This window comes from Acidimicrobiia bacterium (assembly GCA_040289475.1).
Lineage (GTDB): Bacteria > Actinomycetota > Acidimicrobiia > ATN3 > PSLF01 > PSLF01.
On sequence record PSLF01000008.1, the window covers coordinates 59,312 to 82,892 of the forward strand.

The 23,581-nt window shown below is 55.3% G+C and carries 25 protein-coding genes; 24 read left to right on the plus strand and 1 reads right to left on the minus strand.

Features of this window, described 5'->3' with window-relative positions; all coding sequences use genetic code 11:
- Window positions 1-31 precede the first annotated feature (31 nt).
- The 14 genes from C4318_05720 to C4318_05785 all read left to right on the plus strand — a co-directional run bounded on the left by C4318_05720 (window position 32) and on the right by C4318_05785 (window position 12,413).
- Window positions 32-355 (plus strand): integration host factor, encoded by a 324-nt coding sequence (locus C4318_05720; protein ID MER3454643.1) that lies wholly within the window; start codon window positions 32-34, stop codon window positions 353-355.
- Between the two features lie 66 nt (window positions 356-421).
- Entirely contained in the window at window positions 422-988 is a 567-nt protein-coding gene (locus C4318_05725) for a guanylate kinase (protein MER3454644.1), read from the plus strand.
- A complete protein-coding gene (gene rpoZ, locus C4318_05730) occupies window positions 985-1,260 on the plus strand; it encodes a DNA-directed RNA polymerase subunit omega (GenBank protein ID MER3454645.1) in 276 nt (91 codons plus the stop codon). Before C4318_05725 ends, rpoZ begins: the two co-directional genes overlap by 4 nt.
- Before the next feature lie 57 nt (window positions 1,261-1,317).
- A complete protein-coding gene (gene coaBC / locus C4318_05735) occupies window positions 1,318-2,580 on the plus strand; it encodes a bifunctional phosphopantothenoylcysteine decarboxylase/phosphopantothenate--cysteine ligase CoaBC (protein ID MER3454646.1) in 1,263 nt (420 codons plus the stop codon).
- A gap of 28 nt (window positions 2,581-2,608) precedes the next feature.
- Entirely contained in the window at window positions 2,609-3,796 is a 1,188-nt protein-coding gene (locus tag C4318_05740) for a methionine adenosyltransferase (GenBank protein MER3454647.1), read from the plus strand.
- Between the two features lie 124 nt (window positions 3,797-3,920).
- Window positions 3,921-5,921, plus strand: coding sequence for a hypothetical protein (locus tag C4318_05745; GenBank protein MER3454648.1), 2,001 nt, complete (start codon window positions 3,921-3,923; stop codon window positions 5,919-5,921).
- Between the two features lie 10 nt (window positions 5,922-5,931).
- On the plus strand, window positions 5,932-6,423 hold the full coding sequence (gene def / locus C4318_05750; protein MER3454649.1) for a peptide deformylase: 492 nt from the start codon (window positions 5,932-5,934) through the stop codon (window positions 6,421-6,423).
- Window positions 6,423-7,388: a methionyl-tRNA formyltransferase gene (locus C4318_05755; GenBank protein ID MER3454650.1), complete on the plus strand. Its 966-nt coding sequence runs from the start codon at window positions 6,423-6,425 to the stop codon at window positions 7,386-7,388. The genes def and C4318_05755 overlap by 1 nt, the downstream gene beginning before the upstream one ends.
- 10 nt (window positions 7,389-7,398) lie before the next feature.
- Window positions 7,399-8,136 carry a ribulose-phosphate 3-epimerase gene (gene rpe / locus C4318_05760; protein ID MER3454651.1) on the plus strand — a complete coding sequence of 246 codons (738 nt, stop codon included), beginning with the start codon at window positions 7,399-7,401 and terminating at the stop codon, window positions 8,134-8,136.
- Entirely contained in the window at window positions 8,133-8,528 is a 396-nt protein-coding gene (locus tag C4318_05765) for a two-component system response regulator (GenBank protein MER3454652.1), read from the plus strand. Before rpe ends, C4318_05765 begins: the two co-directional genes overlap by 4 nt.
- Before the next feature lie 87 nt (window positions 8,529-8,615).
- Window positions 8,616-9,824, plus strand: a complete 1,209-nt coding sequence (ribD, locus tag C4318_05770; protein ID MER3454653.1) for a bifunctional diaminohydroxyphosphoribosylaminopyrimidine deaminase/5-amino-6-(5-phosphoribosylamino)uracil reductase RibD — start codon at window positions 8,616-8,618, stop codon at window positions 9,822-9,824.
- Between the two features lie 47 nt (window positions 9,825-9,871).
- Window positions 9,872-10,480 (plus strand): riboflavin synthase, encoded by a 609-nt coding sequence (locus C4318_05775; protein MER3454654.1) that lies wholly within the window; start codon window positions 9,872-9,874, stop codon window positions 10,478-10,480.
- Window positions 10,481-10,482: 2 nt separating this feature from the next.
- Window positions 10,483-11,826 (plus strand): bifunctional 3,4-dihydroxy-2-butanone-4-phosphate synthase/GTP cyclohydrolase II, encoded by a 1,344-nt coding sequence (locus C4318_05780; protein MER3454655.1) that lies wholly within the window; start codon window positions 10,483-10,485, stop codon window positions 11,824-11,826.
- A gap of 74 nt (window positions 11,827-11,900) precedes the next feature.
- The gene (locus C4318_05785; protein ID MER3454656.1) at window positions 11,901-12,413 is read left to right on the plus strand and encodes a 6,7-dimethyl-8-ribityllumazine synthase; all 513 of its coding nucleotides are present in this window, start codon (window positions 11,901-11,903) and stop codon (window positions 12,411-12,413) included.
- Here C4318_05785 and C4318_05790 read toward each other — a convergent pair.
- Entirely contained in the window at window positions 12,410-13,858 is a 1,449-nt protein-coding gene (locus C4318_05790) for a hypothetical protein (protein ID MER3454657.1), read from the minus strand. The genes C4318_05785 and C4318_05790 overlap by 4 nt on opposite strands.
- A 227-nt stretch (window positions 13,859-14,085) precedes the next feature.
- Between C4318_05790 and C4318_05795 the strand changes: the two genes are divergently transcribed.
- From C4318_05795 to C4318_05840, 10 genes are all read left to right on the plus strand, one after another.
- The gene (locus tag C4318_05795; protein MER3454658.1) at window positions 14,086-14,961 is read left to right on the plus strand and encodes an ATP phosphoribosyltransferase; all 876 of its coding nucleotides are present in this window, start codon (window positions 14,086-14,088) and stop codon (window positions 14,959-14,961) included.
- A gap of 49 nt (window positions 14,962-15,010) precedes the next feature.
- Entirely contained in the window at window positions 15,011-15,259 is a 249-nt protein-coding gene (locus C4318_05800; protein ID MER3454659.1) for a cold-shock protein, read from the plus strand.
- 192 nt (window positions 15,260-15,451) lie between these two features.
- Window positions 15,452-16,018: a translation initiation factor IF-3 gene (locus C4318_05805; GenBank protein ID MER3454660.1), complete on the plus strand. Its 567-nt coding sequence runs from the start codon at window positions 15,452-15,454 to the stop codon at window positions 16,016-16,018.
- Window positions 16,011-16,217 carry a 50S ribosomal protein L35 gene (locus C4318_05810; protein ID MER3454661.1) on the plus strand — a complete coding sequence of 69 codons (207 nt, stop codon included), beginning with the start codon at window positions 16,011-16,013 and terminating at the stop codon, window positions 16,215-16,217. Before C4318_05805 ends, C4318_05810 begins: the two co-directional genes overlap by 8 nt.
- 73 nt (window positions 16,218-16,290) lie before the next feature.
- Window positions 16,291-16,656, plus strand: coding sequence for a 50S ribosomal protein L20 (locus C4318_05815; protein MER3454662.1), 366 nt, complete (start codon window positions 16,291-16,293; stop codon window positions 16,654-16,656).
- A gap of 20 nt (window positions 16,657-16,676) precedes the next feature.
- Complete coding sequence (locus tag C4318_05820) at window positions 16,677-17,474, plus strand: hypothetical protein (GenBank protein MER3454663.1); 798 nt, start codon at window positions 16,677-16,679, stop codon at window positions 17,472-17,474.
- On the plus strand, window positions 17,467-18,528 hold the full coding sequence (locus C4318_05825) for a phenylalanine--tRNA ligase subunit alpha (GenBank protein ID MER3454664.1): 1,062 nt from the start codon (window positions 17,467-17,469) through the stop codon (window positions 18,526-18,528). The genes C4318_05820 and C4318_05825 overlap by 8 nt, the downstream gene beginning before the upstream one ends.
- A 3-nt stretch (window positions 18,529-18,531) precedes the next feature.
- Window positions 18,532-20,976 (plus strand): phenylalanine--tRNA ligase subunit beta, encoded by a 2,445-nt coding sequence (locus C4318_05830; protein MER3454665.1) that lies wholly within the window; start codon window positions 18,532-18,534, stop codon window positions 20,974-20,976.
- Window positions 20,977-21,119: 143 nt separating this feature from the next.
- Entirely contained in the window at window positions 21,120-22,265 is a 1,146-nt protein-coding gene (locus tag C4318_05835) for an N-acetyl-gamma-glutamyl-phosphate reductase (protein MER3454666.1), read from the plus strand.
- A 33-nt stretch (window positions 22,266-22,298) separates the two neighbouring features.
- The gene (locus tag C4318_05840; GenBank protein ID MER3454667.1) at window positions 22,299-23,579 is read left to right on the plus strand and encodes an ornithine acetyltransferase; all 1,281 of its coding nucleotides are present in this window, start codon (window positions 22,299-22,301) and stop codon (window positions 23,577-23,579) included.
- Window positions 23,580-23,581: the final 2 nt, after the last annotated feature.

Genomic DNA, 23,581 nt, shown 5'->3' on the forward strand with positions numbered 1-23,581 from the left:
CCCTTCCGATCAAAGCCAAAAGGAGGCACACATGCCGGAACAACAACAGCCGCCAGCCTTGACTGCTGAACAGCGCCAGGAAGCCTTGAAGAAGGCTGCCAAGGTGCGAAAAGAAAGGGCAGAGATAAAGGAAAAGTTGAAGAACGGTTCTACCACTCTCAAGGAGGTGCTCGACAAGGGCGAGAAGTCCGAAGTAATCGGAAAAATGAAGGTGCTATCTCTTCTTGAGTCTCTCCCCGGGGTAGGTAAAGTTCGAGCGCGCAAGATCATGCAAGAGCTCGAAATTAGCGAGACCCGTAGGGTCAAGGGGTTGGGAGCCCGCCAGCGGCAGGGCCTTCTCGAGCGGTTTAGCTGAGCGAGTGCGATTCGCCGGAACCAAGATATTTACAAAAGCGTTTGGTCCCTTGCAGGCAGCTTGTAGTTGGGCAGACTGTTCGTCATAGCAGGACCTTCGGGTGCAGGAAAAGGCAGCATCGTCCAGGCGCTGGCGGAGGAGGACCCACGCTTGTGGGTTGCCACCAGCGTGACCACTAGACCTCCTAGGCCAGGCGACGCTGATGGTGTGACCTACTTTTTCGTAGATGATGCTACCTTTGACGCCATGGCCCAAAAGGGCGCTCTTTTGGAGTGGGCGACCGTATATGGCTACAAGTACGGAACGCCGCGAGAGAAGGTGGAAGCCAAGCTAGCTGAAAGTCGTGACGTCATACTCGAGATTGATGTACAAGGTGCAATGCAAGTAAAGAAACGGATGCCCCAGGCAGTAACCATCTTTATAGAGCCCCCTAGCATAGACGAACTACGACGCAGGCTCGGGCGGCGCGGCACCGATGACGACGTAACGATCGAGAAGCGACTCGGTATTGCTAAAGAAGAGATTTCCAAAAAGGATCGCTTCGATTTTGTTGTAATGAACGACAATCTAGAAGCCGCTATTGCCGAAGTCAGGGCTATCATCGACCAGGCCAGGAGGAATCAGAGCGTATGACTAGGCCCCCTATCGAAGAACTGCTCGCCAAGACTGGGTCGAAGTTCATTCTCGTAATGCTGGCGGCGCAGCGAGCCCGCCAAATAAACGACTACTACCTCCAATTGGGAGAGGGAATCGGAAGATATGCTCCCCCACAGGTGCATACGACCTCCAGAAAACCTCTCACGATAGCGCTTGAGGAGATTGCCGCCGGCAAGATCACTTATGACGAGGAGTACTACAAGAAGGCCATCGACTCTCTCAAGCAGGGCGCAAGTCGCGTAAAGTAACTTCAGAAGGCCCTCTCTTGAAGAGGGCGAGCTTTAGAGAGGTGGCCTATCCATTTGATGAGTACGAATTCCAGCGTTCTATCGTCGAAGCATTTGGTCTTAGGCGTAACTGGGAGCATCTCGGCTTACAAATCTGTCTATCTCCTCCGAGAGTTGCTTCGACGCCGAGCAGAAGTGACTCCGGTCCTCACGGAGGACGCCAAGCGATTTGTGGGAATGCTTACCTTCGAGGCGCTCTCGGGTAAGCGGCTTGCGAAAGATTTGTGGAGCGGCGAGGAGCCTTTAGCGCACACGGTGTTGAGTAAATCGGCAGACGCTTTGCTTATCGCGCCTGCCACCGCGACGATACTTGCCAAAGCAGCTGCAGGCATAGCCGACGATCTGCTATCGGCAGTGATTCTTTCTACGTCGGCACCGGTCGTGATGATTCCAGCTATGCATACTGAGATGTGGGAAAACCATGCCACGCGCCACAACGTCGAGGTGCTGCGCTCGCGGGGCGTCACGGTGATGGAGCCCTCATGGGGCGAGTTAGCGGGATTCGATGAAGGACCTGGAAGGCTCCCAGAGATTGAAGACATTGTTTACTTGACCGAGCTCGTGGTCGAGCGTGCGAACAATGCAGCTTTTCCGTTTTCGACGACGCCTGACAAGGAGCTAGATGGAATCTTTGCCGTTGTCACGGCCGGCGGGACTAGGGAGCCCATCGATGCGGTTCGATACGTGGGCAATCGATCTTCCGGGAAAATGGGACATGCGCTTGCCCGAGAGGCCTGGTTGAGAGGCGCCAACGTAACGCTCGTCACCACCGTGCCTTTAGAAGCGGAGCGGCGGCGGTTGGACCAAGTGAAAGTGGAGACCGCTCACGAAATGCGCGATGCGGTCTTGGCCGCTGCGCCATCGGCGGATGTCGTAGTGATGGCCGCAGCTGTCGCTGATTTCAGGCCAAAAGAGCCGGTTGCTAATAAAATCAAAAAGGAAGTAGGACTCGACGCCGTAGCTTTTGAACCCAATCCAGACATCCTAGAAGAGCTAGCGCAGCTTCGAAAAAAGGGAGAGCTCGGAACGCGCCTGTTAGTGGGATTTGCGGCCGAAACGGGCGAATTAGACGAGAATGCCCGCATGAAGCTGGAGAGAAAGGACTTGGATGTTATAGTCGCCAACGATGTGTCTAGGAAGGGGTCCGGCTTCGGCTCTGAAACTAACGAGGCGACTATCATCACTAGAGACGGGCTTACGGAGAATCTTCCTTTGATGCCCAAAGCCGCTCTTGCCCGTATCATCTGGGACCGTCTCGCAGTCCGACTCCGCGATCTGTAATCTCTATGGGTGCAAAAGTGAGGTGAGTGTGGATAGGAATTTTCTGTTTACTTCAGAATCGGTTACCGAGGGCCACCCTGACAAAGTCGCCGACCAAGTCTCCGATGCCGTGTTGGATGCGGTCTTGGAGCAGGACGAGACCGGTAGGGTCGCCTGCGAGACGTTGATCACGACCGGCATGGTAATCGTGGCCGGCGAAATTTCTACTACTGCCCAGTTTGATCTTCAAAAGCTCGTGCGCCAGACAATCCGGGAGATTGGGTACACCAAAGCCGAGTATGGCTTCGATGCAGACGCTTGCGGTGTCATGGTGTGCTTGGACGAACAAAGTCCCGACATTGCAATAGGGGTAGACAAGGCTCTGGAGGTGCGATCCGAGGGCTCGTCTGACGCTCGAGACGAGCAAGGGGCGGGCGATCAGGGAATGATGTTCGGGTTTGCATGTGACGAAACCCCGGATCTCATGCCTATGCCTATCTGGCTAGCCCATCGGCTCGCCAAGCAGCTGGCGAAGGTGAGAAAGAGCGGACAATTGAAGTTCTTGAGACCGGATGGGAAGACCCAAGTCACCATCGAGTACGAAAATGGTCGACCGAAGCGACTGCACACGCTGCTGATCTCTGCCCAGCATGATCCAGACGTCACAACAGACGAACTAAAGGACGCGCTGTTCGAGTCTGTCGTGAGGCCAGTGGTAGCCGATCACATCGACTCTTCGGAAATGAAAGTGTTGGTAAACCCCACTGGGCGCTTTGAGATTGGAGGTCCCCACGCCGACACCGGACTAACGGGACGAAAGGTCATAGTAGACACCTATGGTGGGTATGCTAGACACGGCGGTGGTGCTTTCTCTGGAAAGGATCCCTCCAAGGTGGACCGGTCTGGAGCATATGCTGCGCGTTGGATAGCGAAAAACATCGTAGCTGCAGGACTGGCGCGAAGATGTGAGGTACAGATTGCCTATGCCATCGGGAAGTCGAGGCCGGTTTCTGTGATGCTAGAAACTTTTGGTACTTCAAAAATCGACGAGGAGAAGTTGCAATGGGCTATCTCGGATGTGTTTGACCTCAGGCCGCTCGCGATCATTGAGAGACTTCAGCTAAGAAGGCCTATCTATAGAAAAACCGCGGCATACGGACACTTTGGTCGCTCCGACTCAGAGTTCACATGGGAAGCAAGCGACGCGGCCCAAGAGCTAAAAGACCGCTTTCTTTAAACTGAGCTCGTGATGCCGCTTCGAATCTGAGGACGGGGTCCGGCAGCCCTCCAGTGCGGACCAGACCTTCTTCACTTCGGTGAGCGAGCAGTATTGGGAGATCCCTCGCGGGCCTCTCGCAACAGTGCTCCAAACCGCTGTGAGAGAGGGCTATCGCCGGTTTCTAGCGGATCCCCGCCCAGGGCCCGTTGCCAAGGTCGTGTTGGACCATCCCACAAGAGATGTTCACTACGACTACCTTGTCCCACCGAACCTTTCGCCTTCTGTTAGGGTCGGTTCTTTGGTGTGGGTTCCATCTCGCAATCGGCGCTCGAGGGGTTGGGTGGTCGGGTTTAGCGAAGAAATTGTCGCCGGATTAAAACAGATTCTGTCGTTGGGGGCTCCCTTCCCTTTGCTTTCGTTGTCCCAGGTGAGACTAGCGGCAGCAGCGGCCGAGTATTACTTGACCGATATTCGGAGGTTTCTGCGCCGAATGACACCGCCAACTTCGCTGCGCTCGGCGACTTCCAACACGGCACTGAACGGGAGGCCATTCCTTGAGGTGGCTGGAGGTGATCGTTCGGCCTACGAGCTGGATCGGGAGACGTCGGAGAAAAACGAGGCGGCCTCGTGGCTGAGAGATGCTCTCGTTACCCAGGGATACGAGATAGTCGATACGAATCCTGTACACGAAGAAGGGATGGATTGTGATGACTTGGAAGTGATTTTGGTGCGTCACCCTCCCGGGCATCCGCCTGTTTCCGTTTTCTCGGAGTTTTTCCAGAGACTAAGAGCGGGCGGCCAGTCGAGTTTGGTGGCGCTGGGTAGCGCCGTGACCGCTGATGCCAAGCAAATGCTGGCGGCATTAGGCAGCGACTACGTGTTCATAGATACCAAAGCTCCTACTAAGGTTCGGGCGGCCAACTGGTCCACAGCATCGAGCCCTGGCTGTGTCATAGCTGGAGACAGGGCTGTCGTTCTGCAGCGCGCGGCGCCTCTGGGGGCTGTTTGTGTCCTAAACGAAGCTTCCCCAAGCCACATTGAGGACCGCATCCCTTATTACAATGCGCGAACGGTGGCTCTCTTGCGAGCTCGGATCGAACGGTGTTCGACGATACTGGCCGCGCCATGGCCTTCTTACGATGCCCGGGCTTCTCGTACTCGGTACATACAGCCCGGGCGCGATGTCCGCAAAGCTTTGTTCCCCAAGGTTGTCGTGGTCGATCGCTCTAAAGAGGTGCCAGAGCCGGGCCACATAGCGCCCTTTTCTGCTCGACTCGTGCGAAATGTCGTAGGAAAAGGGGGCCGTGCAGTTTTGTTCGTGACGAAAAAGGGCGAGTATCGCTCCCAGCGATGCACGGACTGCTGGTTCACGATGGAGCGGGACTCATATACACGCTGTCCCCGGTGCGGCTCCGAGCGCCTACGGCTCGCAGGACCGGGAGTTGCAGCTATCGAGGACGAGGCGAGAAGACTTTTTCCGGGTTTTTCGGTAGGTCACGTTGTAAAGGACGGCTCGGGAACACCGGGTTCTGCCGCGGGTGCGTCCGCATCTATTGTTGTTGCCACAGAGGCGGCACTTTGGCGTTTAGACAGAGTCCAGCTAGTAGTAGTCGTGAGCTTCGAGTCGCTAGTAGGTTTAGTGAGCTTTGATGCGTGGCATAGGACCGCTCGGATCTTGTACGACTTGTGCGCACTACTAGTGCGGGGTCAGCGAAAAGACTATCGTAAGTACGACGATGAGGTACCGGGAGCAATAGCTATTCAGACTTATCACTCTGACCATCCGGTTCTTCAGGCGTTTGCCCAAGACGAAGAAAATCTTTTGCTAGACCGGGACCTGGTAGCGCGGAAAGCAGAGTGGTTACCGCCCTATTCGCGGGCAGTCCTTGTAGAAAGCCCGGATGAAACGGGAAAAGCTCTCATAGATGAGTTCGCTGAAAGACTCGCCTCTGTAGACCGCGCGAACTCACGTCTTGAAATAGCAGGTCCGCACGACGACGGTAAGCATCGTAGGGCACTCGTTCTTCACGACGGAAGTGTCTCTTTGTGGGAGCCCGTATCAGCCCTCAGAAAGGCAGCGGAGACCAAAGGGGCCAGAGTGCGAGTCGAGGTCGATCCCGACGCTTCATACCGCCAGCTTTGAGGAGCTATCCATGGCAATTCTTCCAATAAGAAAGTATGGAGATCCAGTGCTGCGGCGAGTTGCATCTCGGGTTTCGCCAGGCGAGATAGGCCCCGAGCTTCGCAAGCTCGCAGACGACATGCTCGAGACAATGTACGACGCCCCTGGGGTAGGTCTGGCGGGCCCACAAGTCGGCGTGGAGAAACAGATATTTGTTTTTGACATCGGATCTGGTCCCGGCGCTCTAATAAATCCCCGGATACTCAAGACGGAGGGAACCTGGGTCTATAACGAAGGATGCCTTTCGGTGCCGGGCCTGTGGTTCGAGATCGAGCGCCCTGGCTTTGTTGTCGCTACAGGTCTTGATTTGGACGGTAAGGAAATAACTGTTGAGGGCGACGAACTTCTCGGCCGGCTACTTCTTCACGAAACCGACCATTTAGAGGGCGTACTTCTCATCGACCGGCTTGACCGGGAGCGCCGAAAGGAGGCCCTAGCTGAGATCAGGCGAAGGCTTATGTAATGTCTGGTAGGGCGCGCGTTGTGTTCTTCGGTTCTCCAACCTGTGCTGTGCCGTCATTGAGAGCTCTCTGCGAGTGGGGCGCGGACATCGTCTATGTCGTTACCCAACCAGCTCGCGGAAGAAAGAGAGGTCGCAGAGACATTCCCACCCCTGTAGCTTGCGAGGCTGCATCTCGAGGGATTCGGGTACTTTCTCCGTCCAAAGTGAACCAAATTCTCCCCCAGATTCAGGAGTCTCGGTCAGATGCCGGCGTAATCGTCGCTTATGGCCAAATCATTCCCAAGGAAATGATCGAGATATTTCGCAACGGGATACTCAATTTGCATTTTTCTCTGCTACCCAGGTGGAGAGGGGCGGCACCGGTCCAGCGGGCGATACTAGCCGGAGATACGACAACAGGCGTCTGCACAATGTTGATTGACGAAGGCCTTGATACGGGGCCCGTGCTCGAGTGTGAGGCCACGCAGATAGAGCCACGAGAGCGTGCGGGTGAGTTGGAAGCAAGGCTTGCCGAAATTGGAGCACGCCTTGTCATTCGTTCACTCGAGGCAATCTTGGAAGGGACGGCTCGACCTAAGCCACAGCCAGCGGATGGCGTGACTTACGCGCCTCCCCTAAAACGGGAGGAGTGTCAGATTGACTGGAGCAAAAGTGCCTTCGATATCGAAAGGCTAGTTCGGGCCGCACACCCGAGCCCTTGCGCATTCACATACTTGAGGGGAAAGCTCATAAAAATCCACAGAGCTTTTGCGATTTCGGAAGCGTCACTGCCAGAGTGGGGGCGGCAACCTGGCAAATCTCCCGGAGACGTGGTGGTCGATGAAAACGGCCAGCTGAGGGTGGTTTGCGGGGACGGCATCCTCGTTCTAGAGGAGGTTCAGCCCGAGGGAAAAAGGGTAATGTTGGCGAGAGAGTTCCTTCGGGGCGTGCGCATGAGTAACACTATTCGACTGGGCACATCATGATCTGTCTGCGATGAAACCCAAGCTTGCCCCCTCGATACTTTCGGCTGATTTTTGGGCACTCGGGGATGCAATTGAGGCTGTCTCCGAACATGCCGACATGATTCATGTTGATGTCATGGACGGTTGTTTCGTACCTAACATCACCATGGGAAATGTCGTAATCGAGGCCATAAAGGCTCACAGCAATCTGTTCGTCGACTGTCATTTAATGGCGGTTAGGCCTGCCTCCCACTTCGATTCGCTTGCAGCCTCCGGAGCCGACTCGATCAGTTTTCACTATGAGGCGAGCGACGATCCGCGTAAAGACCTGAGCTCGCTGCGGAAGCTAGGTATTGGGGCATCCATTGCGATCAATCCATCCACATCTGAAGAGGTACTCATTACGTTGCTCGACTCGACCGACATGGTGGTAGTGATGTCTGTAAATCCGGGTTTCTCTGGTCAGAGGTTCATAGAGTCTGCCATCGATAAGATTAGGTGCATAAGACAGTGGCGGGAAGAAATGGGACTTGGTTTTGAGATCGAGGTGGACGGGGGGATAACAGCCGAGAACATTGAAAGAGCGGCAGAAGCGGGAGCCACGGTTTTTGTCTCCGCCAGCTCGATATTTGGGAGCAAGGATCCGGCGGGAGCTGCAGCAGAGCTGAAGCGGCTGGCATCTGTGGGGATGGCTCGGTGCCCCTTCGGAGCATCGTCGCCGCAAAAGGCGGTGGGTGCAGATAATCTATTGTGGGGAAAAGAGCAATGACACAGACGAGCGAGTCCACATCCAAGAAAACCATCGTCGTCGTGGACGATGACAGGGATATCCGGATGATACTGAGGGCCAACCTCGAGGACGAGGGTTACGAGGTTATAGAGGCCAGTGGAGGGCGACAAGCACTCGAACTGATTCGGGAGAGCGAACCTGATTTGGTCGTACTCGACATCATGATGCCGGAGGTCGACGGATACGATGTACTCCAGGAGTTGAGAAGCACGCCCGAGTATGCGGAACTCCCTGTAGTCCTTCTGACCGCTCGGCGTCAAGAGGCTGATGTGTGGGAGGGGTGGTCCGCTGGTGCCGACTACTACATAACAAAGCCCTTCAAAATGAACGAACTAGTGCAATTCATTCGTTACATCTTCGGCGAGGATTAGCTTGGACTAAAAAACCTCGGCTCGCGGTTCTCTTGTCCGACGATGATTCCATACCAGACTCTTCGCTGAGTTTCCTTGGTGTTTTAGATGGATCCCGAGCACGCCACCGTCGAGGCGTTCATGAAAGAAGCAGTCCGGCTGGCCACGCGCGGCCGGTGGACCGCGCATCCCAACCCCGCTGTGGGGGCGGTGGTTGTCAAGGACGGGCAGATAGTAGGCAGGGGATACCACAGGGGCCCCGGGACACCCCATGCGGAAGCGGAAGCATTGAAAGAGGCCGGGACCGAAGCGTACGGGGCCGACCTTTACGTAACTTTGGAGCCGTGTGTGCACACCGGCAGAACTCCACCTTGTACTGAAGCCATCCTCGCGTCGCGGGTGCACAGGGTATTTATCGGAATGATAGATCCCGACAAAAGAGTCTCCGGTAGGGGAGTGGAGCTTCTGAGGCAGAAAGGACTTAAAGTTGAAGTGGGGTTCGCTCAAAAAGAAGTAGAGGCAATCGACCCGGAGTACTTCCACCATAAGAAAACGGGCCGCCCCTTCGTCCGTTACAAAACAGCTGCGACTCTCGACGGCTTCGTCGCCGCAGCCGATGGCAGCTCTAAGTGGATCACCTCTGGCAAAGCGCGCGAGGACGCACACTTCTACCGGGCTCGAGCCGATGCTATAGCCGTTGGGTCAGGCACTGTGGTTGCCGATGATCCCGAGCTTACCTGCAGGCTCGATGGATTCGAGGGGCCGCAGCCAGTACGCGTAATCTTTGACACGTCGGGAAGACTATCGGGAAACGAGAAGCTGTTTTCAACTGCCGCTAGCTTTGAGGGGGGTGCGATCGCAATCTTCAGCGGCCCCGCTGGTGCGAAGAGCTTAAGCGCCAAGCTTCGCTCTGCCGGACACGAAGTCGAGGTGGTATCCGCAGGCGATCTAGGCTGTTGGCATATTTCAAATCTACCGCGCGTCGGAGTTGTAACGACAAAGCTGTCGGGCGGTGTGGTAGATGTAGGTTCGACCTTGCGTTTTTTGGGATCTGTACAGATCGTAGAGCTGCTCTTGGAAGGGGGACCTCGATTAGCGGCATCCTTTGTGGCAGGAGGATACATAGACGAAATGGTCTTGTACATAGGGGCCAAGTTGTTGGGTGGCGGTGGCATTCCGATCCTTGAAGGTGAGGTGGGGCAGTCGATAGACAGTGCCGAAATGTGGCAAGTTTGTGAAGTTTCCAGAATCGAAAGCGACGCAAAGATTGTGGCGAGGCCCATAGGCGATGATAGTGGACAGCACGACAGGGCGTAGTCTCTGTCAGGGAGTTCGTTTTAGAAGGTAGGGAATTTGGATACTACATGTTCACTGGGATAGTGGAGGCGGTTGGCACCGTCAAAGCTGTGCTTCGTTCCGACTGGGGATCCAAATTTCTAGTAGATATTTCTAACCTCAGTAGGCAGGTCCGCATAGGGGATTCCGTAGCCATAAACGGATGTTGTTTGACGGCTACAGGGGTGTCGGGTTCGAAAGCACACTTTGACGCTGTTAGGGAAACTTTGGAGAGGACAAACCTAGCACTTCTGACCGAGGGCGATCGCGTAAACCTGGAGGCTGCTATAGGAGCAGGAGAGCCTATGGGTGGTCACTTTGTCCAGGGCCACATTGACTGCACTGGGGTTGTAGAGTCGCTCGTAGATGAGGGGGAAGCTAGGCGAGTTCGCCTTAGCTATCCGGTCGAATTTGCGCCTTATGTCGCCCAAAAGGGATCTGTAGCCGCCGATGGGGTGAGCCTAACGGTCGCCGCCTGTGGCGATAACTTCCTCGAGGTGGTACTAGTTCCTCATACGATAAAAGTGACGACGCTTGGCGCGTGGGAGGTGGGATACCGGCCCAACATTGAGTTCGATGTTCTAGCCAAGTACGTCGAGAGAATGCTCGGCCTTTACACGGATAAGAAGCAGCCTTAGCGATGAAAGAGTTTTTCCCGGTCGAAGGGGCGATCGAGGCCATCCGGTACGGCCGGATGGTCATAGTTGTCGACGACGCAGACCGCGAAAACGAAGGCGATCTCGTTTGCGCAGCAGAGAAGGTCACGCCAGAGATCGTCAATTTCATGGTGACTCATGGACGGGGTTTGGTGTGTGTCCCAATGTTGGGCTCCCGCCTCGACGAGCTGGAAATACCACTTATGGTCACCGAAAACACAGATGCCAAAGAGACAGCGTTCTGCGTATCGGTAGATTACAAGCACAAGACGACTACCGGGATATCCGCTTACGATAGAGCAGTGACGATTAGGGCCCTTATCGATCCCGCATCCAAGCCCGAGGATTTCACTCGACCCGGCCATGTCTTTCCTCTGAGATACCAAGAGGGTGGAGTGCTCAAGAGGGCTGGACACACCGAGGCGGCTGTCGACCTGGCACGCCTGGCCGGATTGGCACCCGCCGGAGTCATATGCGAGGTTATGCGGGAAGACGGCGAGATGGCGAGAGTTCCGTTCCTTCTGGAAATGTCTTCCCGTTTTGACATTCCGATCATCACTATAGCGGACCTGATTCACTACCGGAGGCAGTCAGAGCGACTTATAAGGAGGGTGGCTGAGGCTCGCCTCCCCACTTGTTACGGGGAATTCCGGGCTATTGGGTACGAGTCATTGGTCGACGGCGGACAGCATTTGGCCTTGGTAAAGGGAGACGTTGCTGGGCGAGATGGAGTCTTGGTGAGGGTTCATTCTGAGTGCCTGACTGGCGATGTGTTCGGGTCGTTGAGGTGCGACTGTGGCCGCCAGCTGCAACTTGCGCTCAAGAAGATTTCCGAAGAGGGTGCGGGTGTGGTGCTTTATTTCAGGGGTCACGAGGGAAGGGGTATCGGTCTCCTGCACAAACTGCAGGCATACGAGCTCCAAGAGCGAGGGCACGACACCGTAGACGCCAACCTTCGTCTTGGCTTTCCAGCGGACGCACGCGACTACGGAATCGGCGCTCAGATCCTTGCGGACCTAGGCATAACGACAATGCGGCTGATGACAAACAATCCGACCAAGCGAGCAGGACTCGAGGGGTACGGTCTCAAGATCGTTGGGCGGGTTCCGCTTGAGACAGATCCGACGCGCGAGAACATAGCTTATCTCAGGGCCAAAAAAGAAAAGCTAGGCCACCTTTTGGACGGGCTTGAGGCATCAATGGAGCCCAACGGCCACAAATACAGCGGTTCGACTTCTTCGACAGGGCTGGCACCTTCGTCATCGAAGAAGGAATTAGAGGAAGCCGAGGCTGTAGAAAACCCTCCACGAGGAGAGTCCGGCCAATAAACCACATGCCGCCAGACAAATATGCTTCCAAGGGCCTCAAGAGAGCGGCTTATTTGTCGGAAACTGCGCGCAGGATGACCGCTGCTGACTGCGCGGGTATCCGTGTAGGAATAGTGGCGGCCAGATGGAACTTCCGAGTCACCGAGAAGCTGTTATATGGGGCTAGAGCCGCTCTAGCGAGCGTAGGTATTGACCTGAATGACCGGTCTAGATGCATCTTGGTATGGGTGCCTGGGGCATTCGAGATTCCGATAGCGGTTGCTAAGGTGATAGAGCTTGAGCGGGTTCATGCTGTCGTAGCTCTCGGATGCGTCGTAAGGGGAGATACTGACCACTACCACTACGTTGCCTCGGCTGCTTCCTATGGATTACAAGAGGTGTCTTTGAGAACAGGGGTGCCAGTGGCCTTCGGCGTTTTGACCACTTACGACATGGACCAGGCCTTGGCAAGAGCTGCTGACAGTGTCGAGTCCAATAAAGGCTTCGAGGCAGCTACGGCAGCGTTGGAGATGATCCTTACGTTGAGGGAACTCGGAGGGAGCGACTCTAAATCCATTTGGCGTCACCTAAGGTGCCACAGGACCTAAGCGCCTCCGCCACGTCGATGAGGAGGAGGCGGAACTGGAGACTCCGCGGATGCTTGTACAACCTCGTGAGACCCTTCGCCTTCTGCGCTTTGCAAGCCGTCACTTCGTCGATCGGATCGGCTTCGGCCGTCCTTTCTCGCTCTCCGAGGCCGCGACGCGGTACCGCTTTCAGGCCGCGAGCGGGAAGACTCATCGGTATCTAGCGAGTTCAACTGCTCTAGGAGATGGGGGGATGCGGCTGATATTTCGAGAGAAGGCATCCCTACTCCCGGCACATAGCTCTCGGCAACCGGGGCGTGCTCCACATCCGAAACTAATACGGGGCGGCCGACTCTCCCTCTTCCTGCTTCTTTCGCCTCGTAAAGACTAGTGTCCGCTGCCGCCATGACTGCGCTAGCTGTGGCGGCTCCTTTGCCCGGATAGCACCCGATTCCGATCGTGCAAGAGATGGGTATGTCCCCCCAACTTGTACGTACCGGTGTTTGCTTGAAGCACTCTAGGATTCGTGCTGCGACACGTTCAGCTACATCTGTTGTGGCAGCCTTGACTGCGGCGGCGAACTCGTCTCCGCCCATTCGTCCGACCAAATCACCTGTCCGAAGACAAGAGGCTATTCTCTCGGACGCGGCTCTCAGGACAGCATCTCCAGCCTGGTGTCCGTATGTGTCATTGATGTCCTTGAAATAGTCTAAGTCGATCTCTAGATAGCCGAGCCCCTGCCCCGCAGATCGGGCTTCCAAGAGCGCGTTTTCCAAAGCATCCTCGAAGTTGCGGCGGTTCATTACACGTGTAAGGTGGTCGAAGCTGGAAAGAAAGTTCATTTTGCGCATAGCGTCTTCCATGCGCTGGCGGGCTTCGCCTTCTGCAACGAGGAGTTTGAAGTTCATGTCGGCTACAGCCTGAACGAGGAAGCAAGTCCCTAAAAGTACAAGCATTTCAGCAATGAACTCTCGCCATTCTTTGGCGTTAGCAATCCCAAATCCCCGAGCCATCGCGCCTGCAACAACAAGCCCCAGTGTCACGGTAACCTGTGGTCCCGAAAGCGGGCGGAGAAGGATTCCTACAATAATTGTGTGAAACGCGGTAAACAGAACTGTCTGTTTGCCAAAGACCACGATCAACGCAAAGAAAAACGCCAAGGTAAAGTAGTGGATGTATGTGAGCGCGTAAAGGCGCGGAAGAGATATCACGCTGGATCTGGACGCTAGAAAAATAATGATCAAGCTTCCAACTAGCATGGAGCGGAGGACCCAAACCTTACTGGGATCCTGAATTGGCTGGAAGAGGTCGAGCAAGAAAGACGCAATGACCATCACTATCGAAATGCCGAGAGCCAGCTGGCTTCGGTAGCGCATGAGCTTTATGTGATCGGGGAATGCCTCTTCAGTGGGGAAGAGACGTTCTCCGAGAGTCAGCTCTTCAGCAGTTTCCCAGGGTCTTGTCATTGGCGGCTCGTGTCATGTGCATCGGTAGCGGCGCGCTAGCACTCATTCAAAAATGTTCTCTATCGAGGTATCGACGCGGTTCGTTTGGGGATCAAGCGCGAAATGGGACGCCGTTTACTTGATGGTTCGTTACCCAGTGGGCAGGCGTACTTATTCTATCGTCACTTTCGAGTGTATGTGCGGCAAACGCTACATGTACTCTTGGCAAGGCAGATGAGGAGGAGGAATTGCTGAAACTAGTATTGCCTAAGGGTTCTTTAGAAGATGCCACCATAAAGCTGTTTGACGAAGCCGACCTATCGATTCAGCGCCGCTCGGCCAGGGATTACAAGGCAGATATCGACGACGCTCGCATTGAGTCGGTTCGTTTTTTGCGCCCACAGGAAATTCCGCACTACGTAGCGGACGGGCTATTCGATGCCGGAATTACTGGCAGAGACTGGATCGAAGAGACCGGGGCCGACGTCGTTAGTGTCACCGAGCTGAGGTACTCGAAGTCCACATCGAGACCGGTCCTGCTCGTACTAGCGGTTGCCGAATCGTCGCCTTATAAGAAGCCCTCGGATCTTGCTCCTGGTATCAGGGTGTCGACTGAGTACCCGCGAATTACATCGCGATACTTCGAAAAGTTGGGAATCGAGGTGAAAATCCAGCTTTCTTACGGCGCTACGGAGGCCAAAGTACCTGACATCGTAGATGCGATCGTAGACAACACCGAGACCGGGGCGTCATTGCGCGCCGCCGGAGTGCGCATTATCGATACCCTGCTTGAGAGCTACCCCGAGCTGATCGTTAATGCTAGTGCCTGGCAAGATCTATCGAAGAGGAAAGCCTTGGAGGAAATTGCCGTACTGTTGAGGGGGGCGCTCGACGCCAGAGGGAGAGTGCTGATAAAGCTAAACGTCTCGTCTGAGAAGCTCAAAGACGTTGTCGAGGTGCTTCCGTCGATGAAGTCGCCCACTGTCTCGACTTTGCACGGTGGCACATACTTCGCTGTCGAGACCGTGGTGCCCAAGTCGGGGGTGAACGAGCTGATACCGTTACTAAAGGACCGAGGGGCAGAAGACATAGTCGAGATGCCTATATCAAAGATCGTATTGTGACCCCCAAGGTGTGCACTCAGAGGTTTTCACTGGAGGCAGCGCAACGCAGGTGTCGAGTGAAGTTCGTGGAACAGTTAAGTGGTACATAGAGGCCAAGGGATTCGGCTTCATCGTCGCTGATAATGGAGCAGAGTTTTTCGTGAGGCAGGAAAACATCGAAGTGGATGGATACAAAGGGCTCCGTAAGCGGGCTCGCGTAATTTTTGAAGTCGGCAAGGATGAGGATGGCAAGCTTGAGGCCACAAGAGTCCGGCCGGAACCGGGTTCATCCGAGTCCATGGATGATACAGCGAGATAGAAGCTCGAAGTGAGCGAATCCTGAGCGGTTTCTCTGCTGAGCAGTCAACCTACCCTTCTGTTACGGCGATGACTTGTTTATACTCGGTAAACCCGTTGTGGGCCTCTGGCCCTGGATACCCTGGCTCGTTGTGGTACGAGGGGTCTAGAGCGGCCGGGTAGCGTTTCGATCGCGTCGAAAGGAGTCAAGGAGATACGGGCTAAGCCAAGGGGGAAAGAGGGAGTCGGCCAGACTCGGAAGCATCGCGTCAACGACGAGATCACCGCACCTAAGGTGCGCCTCATTTCGGAGACCGGGGAGCAACTCGGTATAAAGACAATTCAGGAAGCGTTGGCAACCGCGGCGTCGCAAGAGCTTGATCTTGTAGAAGTAGCTCCTCAGGCCGATCCACCGGTGTGCCGGCTAATGGACTATGGCAAATGGCTGTACGAAGAGTCCCAGCGCATTAGGGAGGCACGCAAACACCAAACCCATATCGTCATAAAAGAAATGAAATTTCGCCCAAAGATTGATCAGCACGATTACGAGACCAAACTCAAACATATCGAACGGTTTTTGTCAGAAGGTGCAAAGGTGAAAGTGACAGTGATGTTTCGGGGACGGGAGCTTGCCCATCCAGACATTGGTCACAACTTGCTGGAAAAGATTGCCACCGACCTAAGCGACGCAGCATCGGTGGAGCATCAGCCTGAACTCGATGGCAGGAACATGGTTATGGTGCTGGCCCCTACCAAGAAGGAGCGAAAGACCAATGCCTAAAATGAAGACATCGCGTTCTGCAGCCAAACGTTTCCGCTTGACCGGAACGGGCAAGATCATGCGTCGTCGGGCATACCGCAGTCATCTTCTGAGGAAAATGTCTAGTCGGAGGAAGCGGAGGCTCCAGGGAGACCAAGAACTAGCTTCCCCCGACCGCAGGGCGGCTCGCAGGCTGTTGGGGGGCCGGACCTCCGGCTAGCGAGACTGTTCGCTAAATGTCTATTTTCTGCAATGTCTTTCATCTCTCTGGGTAAAGGTGAATAAGGAGAGCCATGAGAGTAAAGCGCGGAGTTCACGCTAGGAAAAAACACCGGCAAATTCTAGAGCGAGCTAAGGGATATCGAGGCGCGGCGTCGAGACGGTTTCGAGTCGCCAACGAAGCGGTTATGCACGCGGGTCAGTACGCCTATAGAGACCGGCGGGCCCGCAAGGGCGACATGAGAAGGCTTTGGATAGTGAGAATCAACGCGGCTGCAAGAAGCTCCGGTCTCAGTTACTCGAAGTTTATCCGAGGCCTCAAAAGCGCGGGATTAGACGTTGACCGCAAGATGCTGGCAGATATCGCCGTCGAGGATCCGGGCACCTTCGTTCGCCTGGTACAAGAGGCACGGCGCTCGCTGTCAAAAGAAGCGCCCTAATTCCCGCGGGGATAGCGGGGATGGCCGTGTCAACACCGCACGGAGACACTGCTTCATCTGGTGACAATTCATCTGCGAATAACACCAATGCAGAGCGGATTCCCTCTGTGGCACAGTTCGTTTCTCAGGCGAGCCACGATCTGAAGACCCCTCTAGCCGCGATTAGTGGATATGCCGTGACTCTGGAGCGCCGGGGTGATTCTCTCGAGCAGTCTTTGAGGTACGAGATGCTCTACCACATTAGGGGGGCGGCGGCCAGGATGCAATCAGCAGTGGACCAACTCGTAGACTACGCCCGTTTGGAGCTGGGAGCCATTGAATGGGAGCCTGTACTTGTAGACGTGTCCGAGGTAGTGAGAGAAATTGTCCGCAGGGTCAGAGAAGGCTTCAAAGATTCCGATATTGAGATTGAGGTCGAAAAGACCGGGCTATCGGTGGCCAAGGCTGACCCAGGGAGGCTATCGAAGGCATTGGAGGCGCTCGTCGAAAACGCCCTCCGGCACGGGAGCGGTAAGGCCCGTGTGTCTCTTCGAGTCACTGCTCAGTTCGTGAGTGTGCGGGTTGAAGACGGCGGTGAGGGGATCCCAGATGGTCTCAAGAGCCTCATTTTCTCAGCGGACTTGGAGGGTCGCCCCCGATCTGGTCAGCCTCGGGGGCTCGGAATCGCACTGCACAATGCACGAAGAATTATGCGGCTTCAAGGCGGAGACATTCGTCTTGTTACCCCTCGGTCGACTGGAGATTATCCAGGGGCAGTGTTCGAACTTCTAGTCCCTCGGGCAACACAGCTCGTTCGTGAGGATATTGAAGATGCCTGAATCAACAGTAGATCCAAAGCTGGACTTGCACCGCCTCGAGGAAATCGTTGCAGATGCGATCTCTGCGGTGGAGGCAGCGCCAGACCTGGAAACTCTCGAGCGGCTCGACTCGATGTTCTTGGGAAAAAGCTCTGCTTTGGCTGACGCCAACAGGAAGCTTCGGTATGTGGCTCCGGAAAAGCGGCCCGAGGCTGGAAGGCGCATCGCGGAGCTTCGTCGCACCTTAGAAGAGGCGGTTTTGAAAAAGCGTCGGGATCTCGAGAGCGAGCGGATCCTAGCGAGACTCGCCGGGGAACGTATTGATGTCACGCTGCCGTCTCCGGCTCCGAGGCCAGGACGCCTCCACGTTCTAGACAAGGTCACCGAGGAGATCGTCGACATCTTCGTAGGCATGGGCTACTCCGTTGCCGAAGGACGCGAGGTAGAAACGGACTACTACAATTTCGAGGCTTTGAACACTCCTAAGTGGCATCCGGCGCGTTCCATGCACGACACCTTGTATCTCGATACAGGGAGGGGAGAGGAAGTGCTGCTTCGGACGCACACTTCTCCGGTCCAGGTTCATGTTATGGAGGCTAGGCGGCCGCCGCTCTTCATGATTTCGCCGGGGCGAGTGTTTCGACGGGACACACTAGACCCGACTCATTCCCCAGTATTCCATCAAGTGGAAGGCCTTGCCGTAGATCGCGAAATCACACTCGGGGATTTAGCTGGTACTTTGGAGCACTTCGTAAAAGAGTTCTTCGGGGAGGGCGAGCGCATACGCATGCTTCCATCGTACTTTCCTTTCACTGAACCATCGGTAGAGGTTGCAATGTCGTGCTTTGCCTGCTCCGGCTCGGGTTGCTCGATTTGTGGGCGCAGCGGATGGATAGAGGTGCTAGGGGCCGGAATGGTCGACCCCAAAGTATTCGAGGCTGTCGGATACGATGCTGAAGAGTGGCAGGGTTTCGCTTTTGGCATGGGTGTAGAGCGTTTGGCAATGCTGCGCTACGGCATTCCCGACATCAGACTTTTCTACGAGAACGACTTGCGGTTCCTTTCCCAGTTTTGAGCAATCGGAGGTTGGAGCGTGCGCCTACCGTTGCGGTGGCTTCGGGACTATCTACCAATCGATGAGTCTCCTTCCGAGATTGCCTCTCGATTGGACTCGGCCGGTTTCGAGGTCGAGTCCGTGAGTACCTTCGGAGAAGGATGCAGAGGCCTGGTCGTAGCACGTGTCGAAGGATGGGAGCCGCATCCAAATGCCGACAGGCTGAGGCTGTGCAAGATCCTGTACGGTACCGGGGATGCAGTCGATGTCGTGTGCGGGGCGTCCAACTTCGATGTTGGGGACTACGTAGCTTTTGCCCCTCCCGGCTCCGAGATAGCCAGGGGTGTTCGAGTCGAGGCAAGGACGGTACGAGGCATCCAGTCTTACGGGATGATTTGCTCGGAAAGCGAGCTCGGAGTCGGGAGCGACTCGGAAGGAATATTGGTCATTGCTGACAGGTCTTCAGGACCGGACCTTGGGCTAGAGGTGGGAACTCCGCTAGAGGAAGTCTTGGGGCTTGGTGACAGCGTAATAGAGGTCGACATCACTCCGAATCGCCCGGACGCCATGTCGGTGCTGGGGCTCGCCCGCGAGCTGAGTGCCTCCTCTGGCATGGAGTTCGTTTTGCCCGACATCAAGCTCAACGAAAGTGATCGCCCAGCTCGAGACAAGGTCTCTGTGGTAATCGAGGAGGAGTCCCGATGCCCTCGCTACATCGCCCGATACATCTTTGATGTTCGGGTTGGTCCATCACCTCTGTGGATGGCTCTTAGGCTGCGGGAAGCAGGTGCTAGGCCGATTAACAACGTCGTCGACGTCACTAACTTTGTCTTGTTCGAGGTCGGCCATCCCCTCCACGCGTTTGACTACTCCACAGTATCTCAAGGGCGCATCGTGGTCAGGCTTGCCAGAGCAGGCGAGCGGATAGCAACTCTTGACGGCGACGAACACTCTTTAGACTCGGACGATCTCGTGATTGCTGATAGTGAGCGGCCGTTGGCGATCGCCGGCGTAGTAGGCGGGGAGGGAAGCGGGATCTCGGCTTCGACTACGGAAGTCTTGCTGGAGTCTGCGTACTTTGAGCCTGCTGGCATTCTTCGAACCGCGAAGCGCCATGGGATCAGGACCGAGTCGAGCGCAAGATTCGAGAGAGGCTGCGATCCCGAGGGCGCCGAGTGGGCTTCTAAGAGAGCGGCATGTTTGATTCAGCAAGTCTGCGAAGCAACGGTGGCTAGGGGCGCCGTGGATGTATATCCTCGTCCGATAAATCCAGCACGTGTGCAACTACGAGCGCAGAAAACAAACCGGTTACTCGGAACAGAGATCCCAATCGAGCGTCAGGCGGAACTTTTGTCTTCCATAGGCTTACGCATAATCGGGCGTTCCGAGACTGCCCTCGATGTCGAGGTTCCCACGTTCAGAAGGGATATTTTTCGAGAAGTCGATCTTATTGAGGAAGTTGGACGACTGTATGGATACGACAACGTAAAAAAGACACTTCCCGCTTCCGGAGCAAGGATAGGAAGGCTCGATCGGACTCAGCGCATAAGGCGCCGAATCTCACAGCTAGTGATCGGATGCGGTTTTACGGCGGTCAAAAACTTCTCGATGCTTTCTTTGGATAAGCTTCCGGTCGCGATGCGCTCGGCTACGACGAGTCTGGCAAATCCACTTCGAGTCGAGGAGAGCACTCTAAGACCGACATTGATTCCTGGGCTCATGGAGTCAGCAGCACGGAACCTCGCACGCCGCCGCCAAGACCTACGTCTTTTCGAAATTGGTACGGTCTTTGGTCCACCTGACGACGACGGCCTCCCGTCGGAACACCTCTCCTTGGGGGGAATCGTCGTGCTGCCCGATACCCGCCTCACCGGCGCTAGAAACGGTATTACCGATACGGTAGAGGCCCCTGAGTTTTTTGGTGCAAAGGCAGTACTTGATGCGGTGTTCGAGGCGGGGCGAGTAGACGGTGTGGAGTTCGTTCCCGATACCTTAGATGGTTTTCATCCAGGGCGCTGCGCGGGCGTCCTCACCGATGGGGAGCGTATAGGTTTTGTGGCCGAAGTACTCCCGGAGTTTGCAACGGCATATCGGATAGAGGCTTCGACTGCGGTCTTCGAGGTCGATCTGGATAGGATCTGTGATCTTTTCTCGGAGACCGTTCCCTACAAGCAGTTTTCTCGTTTCCCTCCTGTCTACTTCGATCTCGCTTTTGTAGTCGCAAACGACACTCCGGCAGCTGTCGTTGCGGAAGCTGTAATCGAGGGCGGGGGGCAGCTTGTAGAGCGTGCTGAAATACTCGATTTGTACCGTAGTCCGAAGCTTGGAGAAGGTAAAAAAAGCGTCACGGTTACGGTTACCCTCTCGGCTCTGGATCGAACACTAACCGACGAAGAAGCGGGCGAAGTAAGAGAAGCGATCATACAGCACGTAGGCGAGCGACTTGGTGCTGAGCTTAGGAGCTCCTAATTTCCATCTCCTTCGTTCCTTAGGCGGAAGCGCCATTTTTGGAATGGTCTTTAAAGCACTAGCGGGTCTTTGAAATTTGGCCGTCTCGTATGTTTGCACGCAGTAACGTATAGTGTATAATCTATATGCGCTATACGTAAGTACTGCGAGCCCGATTGGATCGCTTGCATCGCTTACATCCAGTCGGGGCGCTTAGATCTAGATCGAAAAAAGGCAGGAAAGCAAAGGTGGCTTATAAGGCGGGTATCGCAGGAGTATCGGGATACGCGGGGGGCGAAATTTTGAGGCTGTTAGCTTGCCACCCGTATCTAGAAATTGCATGGGTTGGGGGTGAGGCCTCGACTGGAACCACCTTGGCAGAACTTCATCCTTGGTTGCATGAAAGTCTTGATGATCGAGGGCTTCCTAGGATGAAAGTCCAGGGAGTGAGCGAATCCTTGGACTTGTCCGGCCTTGACCTGCTCTTTACTTGCCTCCCTGCGGGAGAGTCGTCCCGGTACTTGGCCAAATTGGGTGCGAAAACACCCGATCGAATAGTCGATGTGGGTCCGGACTTCAGGCTGCCCGAGGAAACACACCTTGTGTGGTATGGCTTTTCGCGTCCCGAAGAAGCAGGTACTGGCGAGTGGGTTTACGGATTTACGGAGGCTTACCGCTCTGTAATTTCGGCTGCAAAGCGAGTTGCTAATCCGGGGTGCTATGCGTACGCCGCGCTGCTGGCTTTGTATCCCTTGGCAAAAGAAAAAGTCATTAGGGGAGAGATCTTCATTGATGGGAAATCTGGGTTATCTGGGGCAGGACGAGGAGCCGAAAAACGACTATTGCTTTCGGAGGCAACGGAAAACACGGTCGCCTACGCGGTGGAAGGTCACAGGCACCAGCCCGAGATCGAGATGGTTTTGGAGGATTTGTGTGGCGCGACGATGGTGGTATTCGTCCCACACTTGGTCCCGATGGCACGAGGACTGATGGTGACAGCGTACGTTCCGCTTTCTCCCGATATTGGAGCCGAGACGGTATCAGCGATTTACTCGGAAATCTACGCCGGTGAGCCATTTGTAGCTATGACTTCAGCTCCTCCCAACACCAAGGCAGTGCGGGGATCAAACATGGCTGCAATTCACGTTGCAGTGCGGCAGAGGGGAAATGAAGGTTTCAAGGTTGCGGTAGCAACGGTGGCCATCGACAACTTGGGCAAGGGTGCAGCCGGATCGGCAATTCACAACGCCAACGTCATGCTCGGACTCGATGAAACAGCAGGCCTTTCTTCTTGGGGCTTGTGGCCGTAAAAGGTCAGTGCGGAGGTGAGGTGAGGCTGAGGAGTGAGCGTGGTTCCTGAGGAAGTCTTCGAATTGGGATTCGAACTGGAATCTTTTGGAGGGAGGCTCCTAGACGGGGGGACTATCACTTCTGTTACAGGAATAGAAGCAGGAGTCGGAGCGGCGGGAATGCGTCGTAGTAAAGCGCCCGATGTGGCGCTTATTGCAGTAGAAGGTACGGGGAAAAGAGCTTGTGGAACAGGTGTCTTCACCGCGAACAAAGCAAAAGCAGCTCCTGTGTTGGTGTCTATGGGGGTGGTCGAGAGTGGGTCTTCAATTGAAGGGATTGTTGCTAACGCAGGGTGTGCCAACGCTTTGACGGGGGAAAAAGGTCTCGAGGATGCCAAGGCAATGCAGCGAGCTGCAGCCCACGTCATTGGTGCCAATGAAGACTGCGTTCTTGTTGCTTCTACGGGAATAATCGGGACTTTCCTCCCTATAGAAGCTGTGACTTCGGCGATAAATGCGATTGCTATGTCTTCATCTGAAGACGCCGGGCACCAGGCTGCCCGAGCAATCATGACGACCGATAGATTTCCAAAGGAATGCGCAGTCGGGGTGGAGTCAATAGACGGCACCGTGACTGTCGGGGCGATCGCAAAAGGCGCTGCCATGCTCGAGCCCGCAATGGCTACCATGCTGGCCTTTGTTGCTACCGACGCTTTTGTCGATCCCAACACGCTTCGACGTCTTTTGAGAAACTCGGTTTCGAAGACCTTCAACAAGATGAGCGTTGATGCCTGCATGTCCACGAACGACTGCGTTCTTGCGGTGGCTACCGGAGAAGGTCCTAGTGTCAAATTCGGCGATGCTGTGACATCTGCCGTTGGGAATGTCTTACAGAAGGGTCTTGACTTTGTGTGCGCCTATCTCGCGCTCGAAATGGCTCGGGACGGAGAGGGTTCCAACAGACTAGCAGTGCTGCGGATAAGAGGTGCTGCATCTCAAAGCGACGCCGAGCGAGTGGCGCGTGCGATCGCCTCTTCGACTCTGGTGCGTTGTTCGTTGTATGGAGGAGATCCTTACTGGGGCAGGATCGTTGCTGAGGCCGGAAGCGTCGCTCGGTATTTCGATTCTCGGGCTGTCTCGGTTTGGTACGGCCCCTTCGAGGTGTGTCGGAATGGCGTGGCCACTTCGGAATGGCATTCGAACGATCTCTCTTCTTACATGTCCTCTTCGGAAGTGGAAATCGTTTGCGACTTGGGCATGGGACCTTTTGGAACCGTAAGAGTTATTGCCGCCCTGGGTCCAGGCTACGTTGAAGAAAACATGGCTACTTCTTGAGC

Coding starts and splice junctions, on each gene's coding strand:
- C4318_05720 (MER3454643.1), top strand. CDS start 32: ATGCCGGAACAACAACAGCCGCCAGCCTTGACTGCTGAACAGCGCCAG.
- rpoZ (MER3454645.1), top strand. CDS start 985: ATGACTAGGCCCCCTATCGAAGAACTGCTCGCCAAGACTGGGTCGAAG.
- coaBC (MER3454646.1), top strand. CDS start 1,318: ATGAGTACGAATTCCAGCGTTCTATCGTCGAAGCATTTGGTCTTAGGC.
- def (MER3454649.1), top strand. CDS start 5,932: ATGGCAATTCTTCCAATAAGAAAGTATGGAGATCCAGTGCTGCGGCGA.
- C4318_05755 (MER3454650.1), top strand. CDS start 6,423: ATGTCTGGTAGGGCGCGCGTTGTGTTCTTCGGTTCTCCAACCTGTGCT.
- rpe (MER3454651.1), top strand. CDS start 7,399: ATGAAACCCAAGCTTGCCCCCTCGATACTTTCGGCTGATTTTTGGGCA.
- C4318_05765 (MER3454652.1), top strand. CDS start 8,133: ATGACACAGACGAGCGAGTCCACATCCAAGAAAACCATCGTCGTCGTG.
- ribD (MER3454653.1), top strand. CDS start 8,616: ATGGATCCCGAGCACGCCACCGTCGAGGCGTTCATGAAAGAAGCAGTC.
- C4318_05775 (MER3454654.1), top strand. CDS start 9,872: ATGTTCACTGGGATAGTGGAGGCGGTTGGCACCGTCAAAGCTGTGCTT.
- C4318_05780 (MER3454655.1), top strand. CDS start 10,483: ATGAAAGAGTTTTTCCCGGTCGAAGGGGCGATCGAGGCCATCCGGTAC.
- C4318_05785 (MER3454656.1), top strand. CDS start 11,901: ATGACCGCTGCTGACTGCGCGGGTATCCGTGTAGGAATAGTGGCGGCC.
- C4318_05790 (MER3454657.1), bottom strand. CDS start 13,858: ATGACAAGACCCTGGGAAACTGCTGAAGAGCTGACTCTCGGAGAACGT.
- C4318_05810 (MER3454661.1), top strand. CDS start 16,011: ATGCCTAAAATGAAGACATCGCGTTCTGCAGCCAAACGTTTCCGCTTG.
- C4318_05815 (MER3454662.1), top strand. CDS start 16,291: ATGAGAGTAAAGCGCGGAGTTCACGCTAGGAAAAAACACCGGCAAATT.
- C4318_05820 (MER3454663.1), top strand. CDS start 16,677: ATGGCCGTGTCAACACCGCACGGAGACACTGCTTCATCTGGTGACAAT.
- C4318_05825 (MER3454664.1), top strand. CDS start 17,467: ATGCCTGAATCAACAGTAGATCCAAAGCTGGACTTGCACCGCCTCGAG.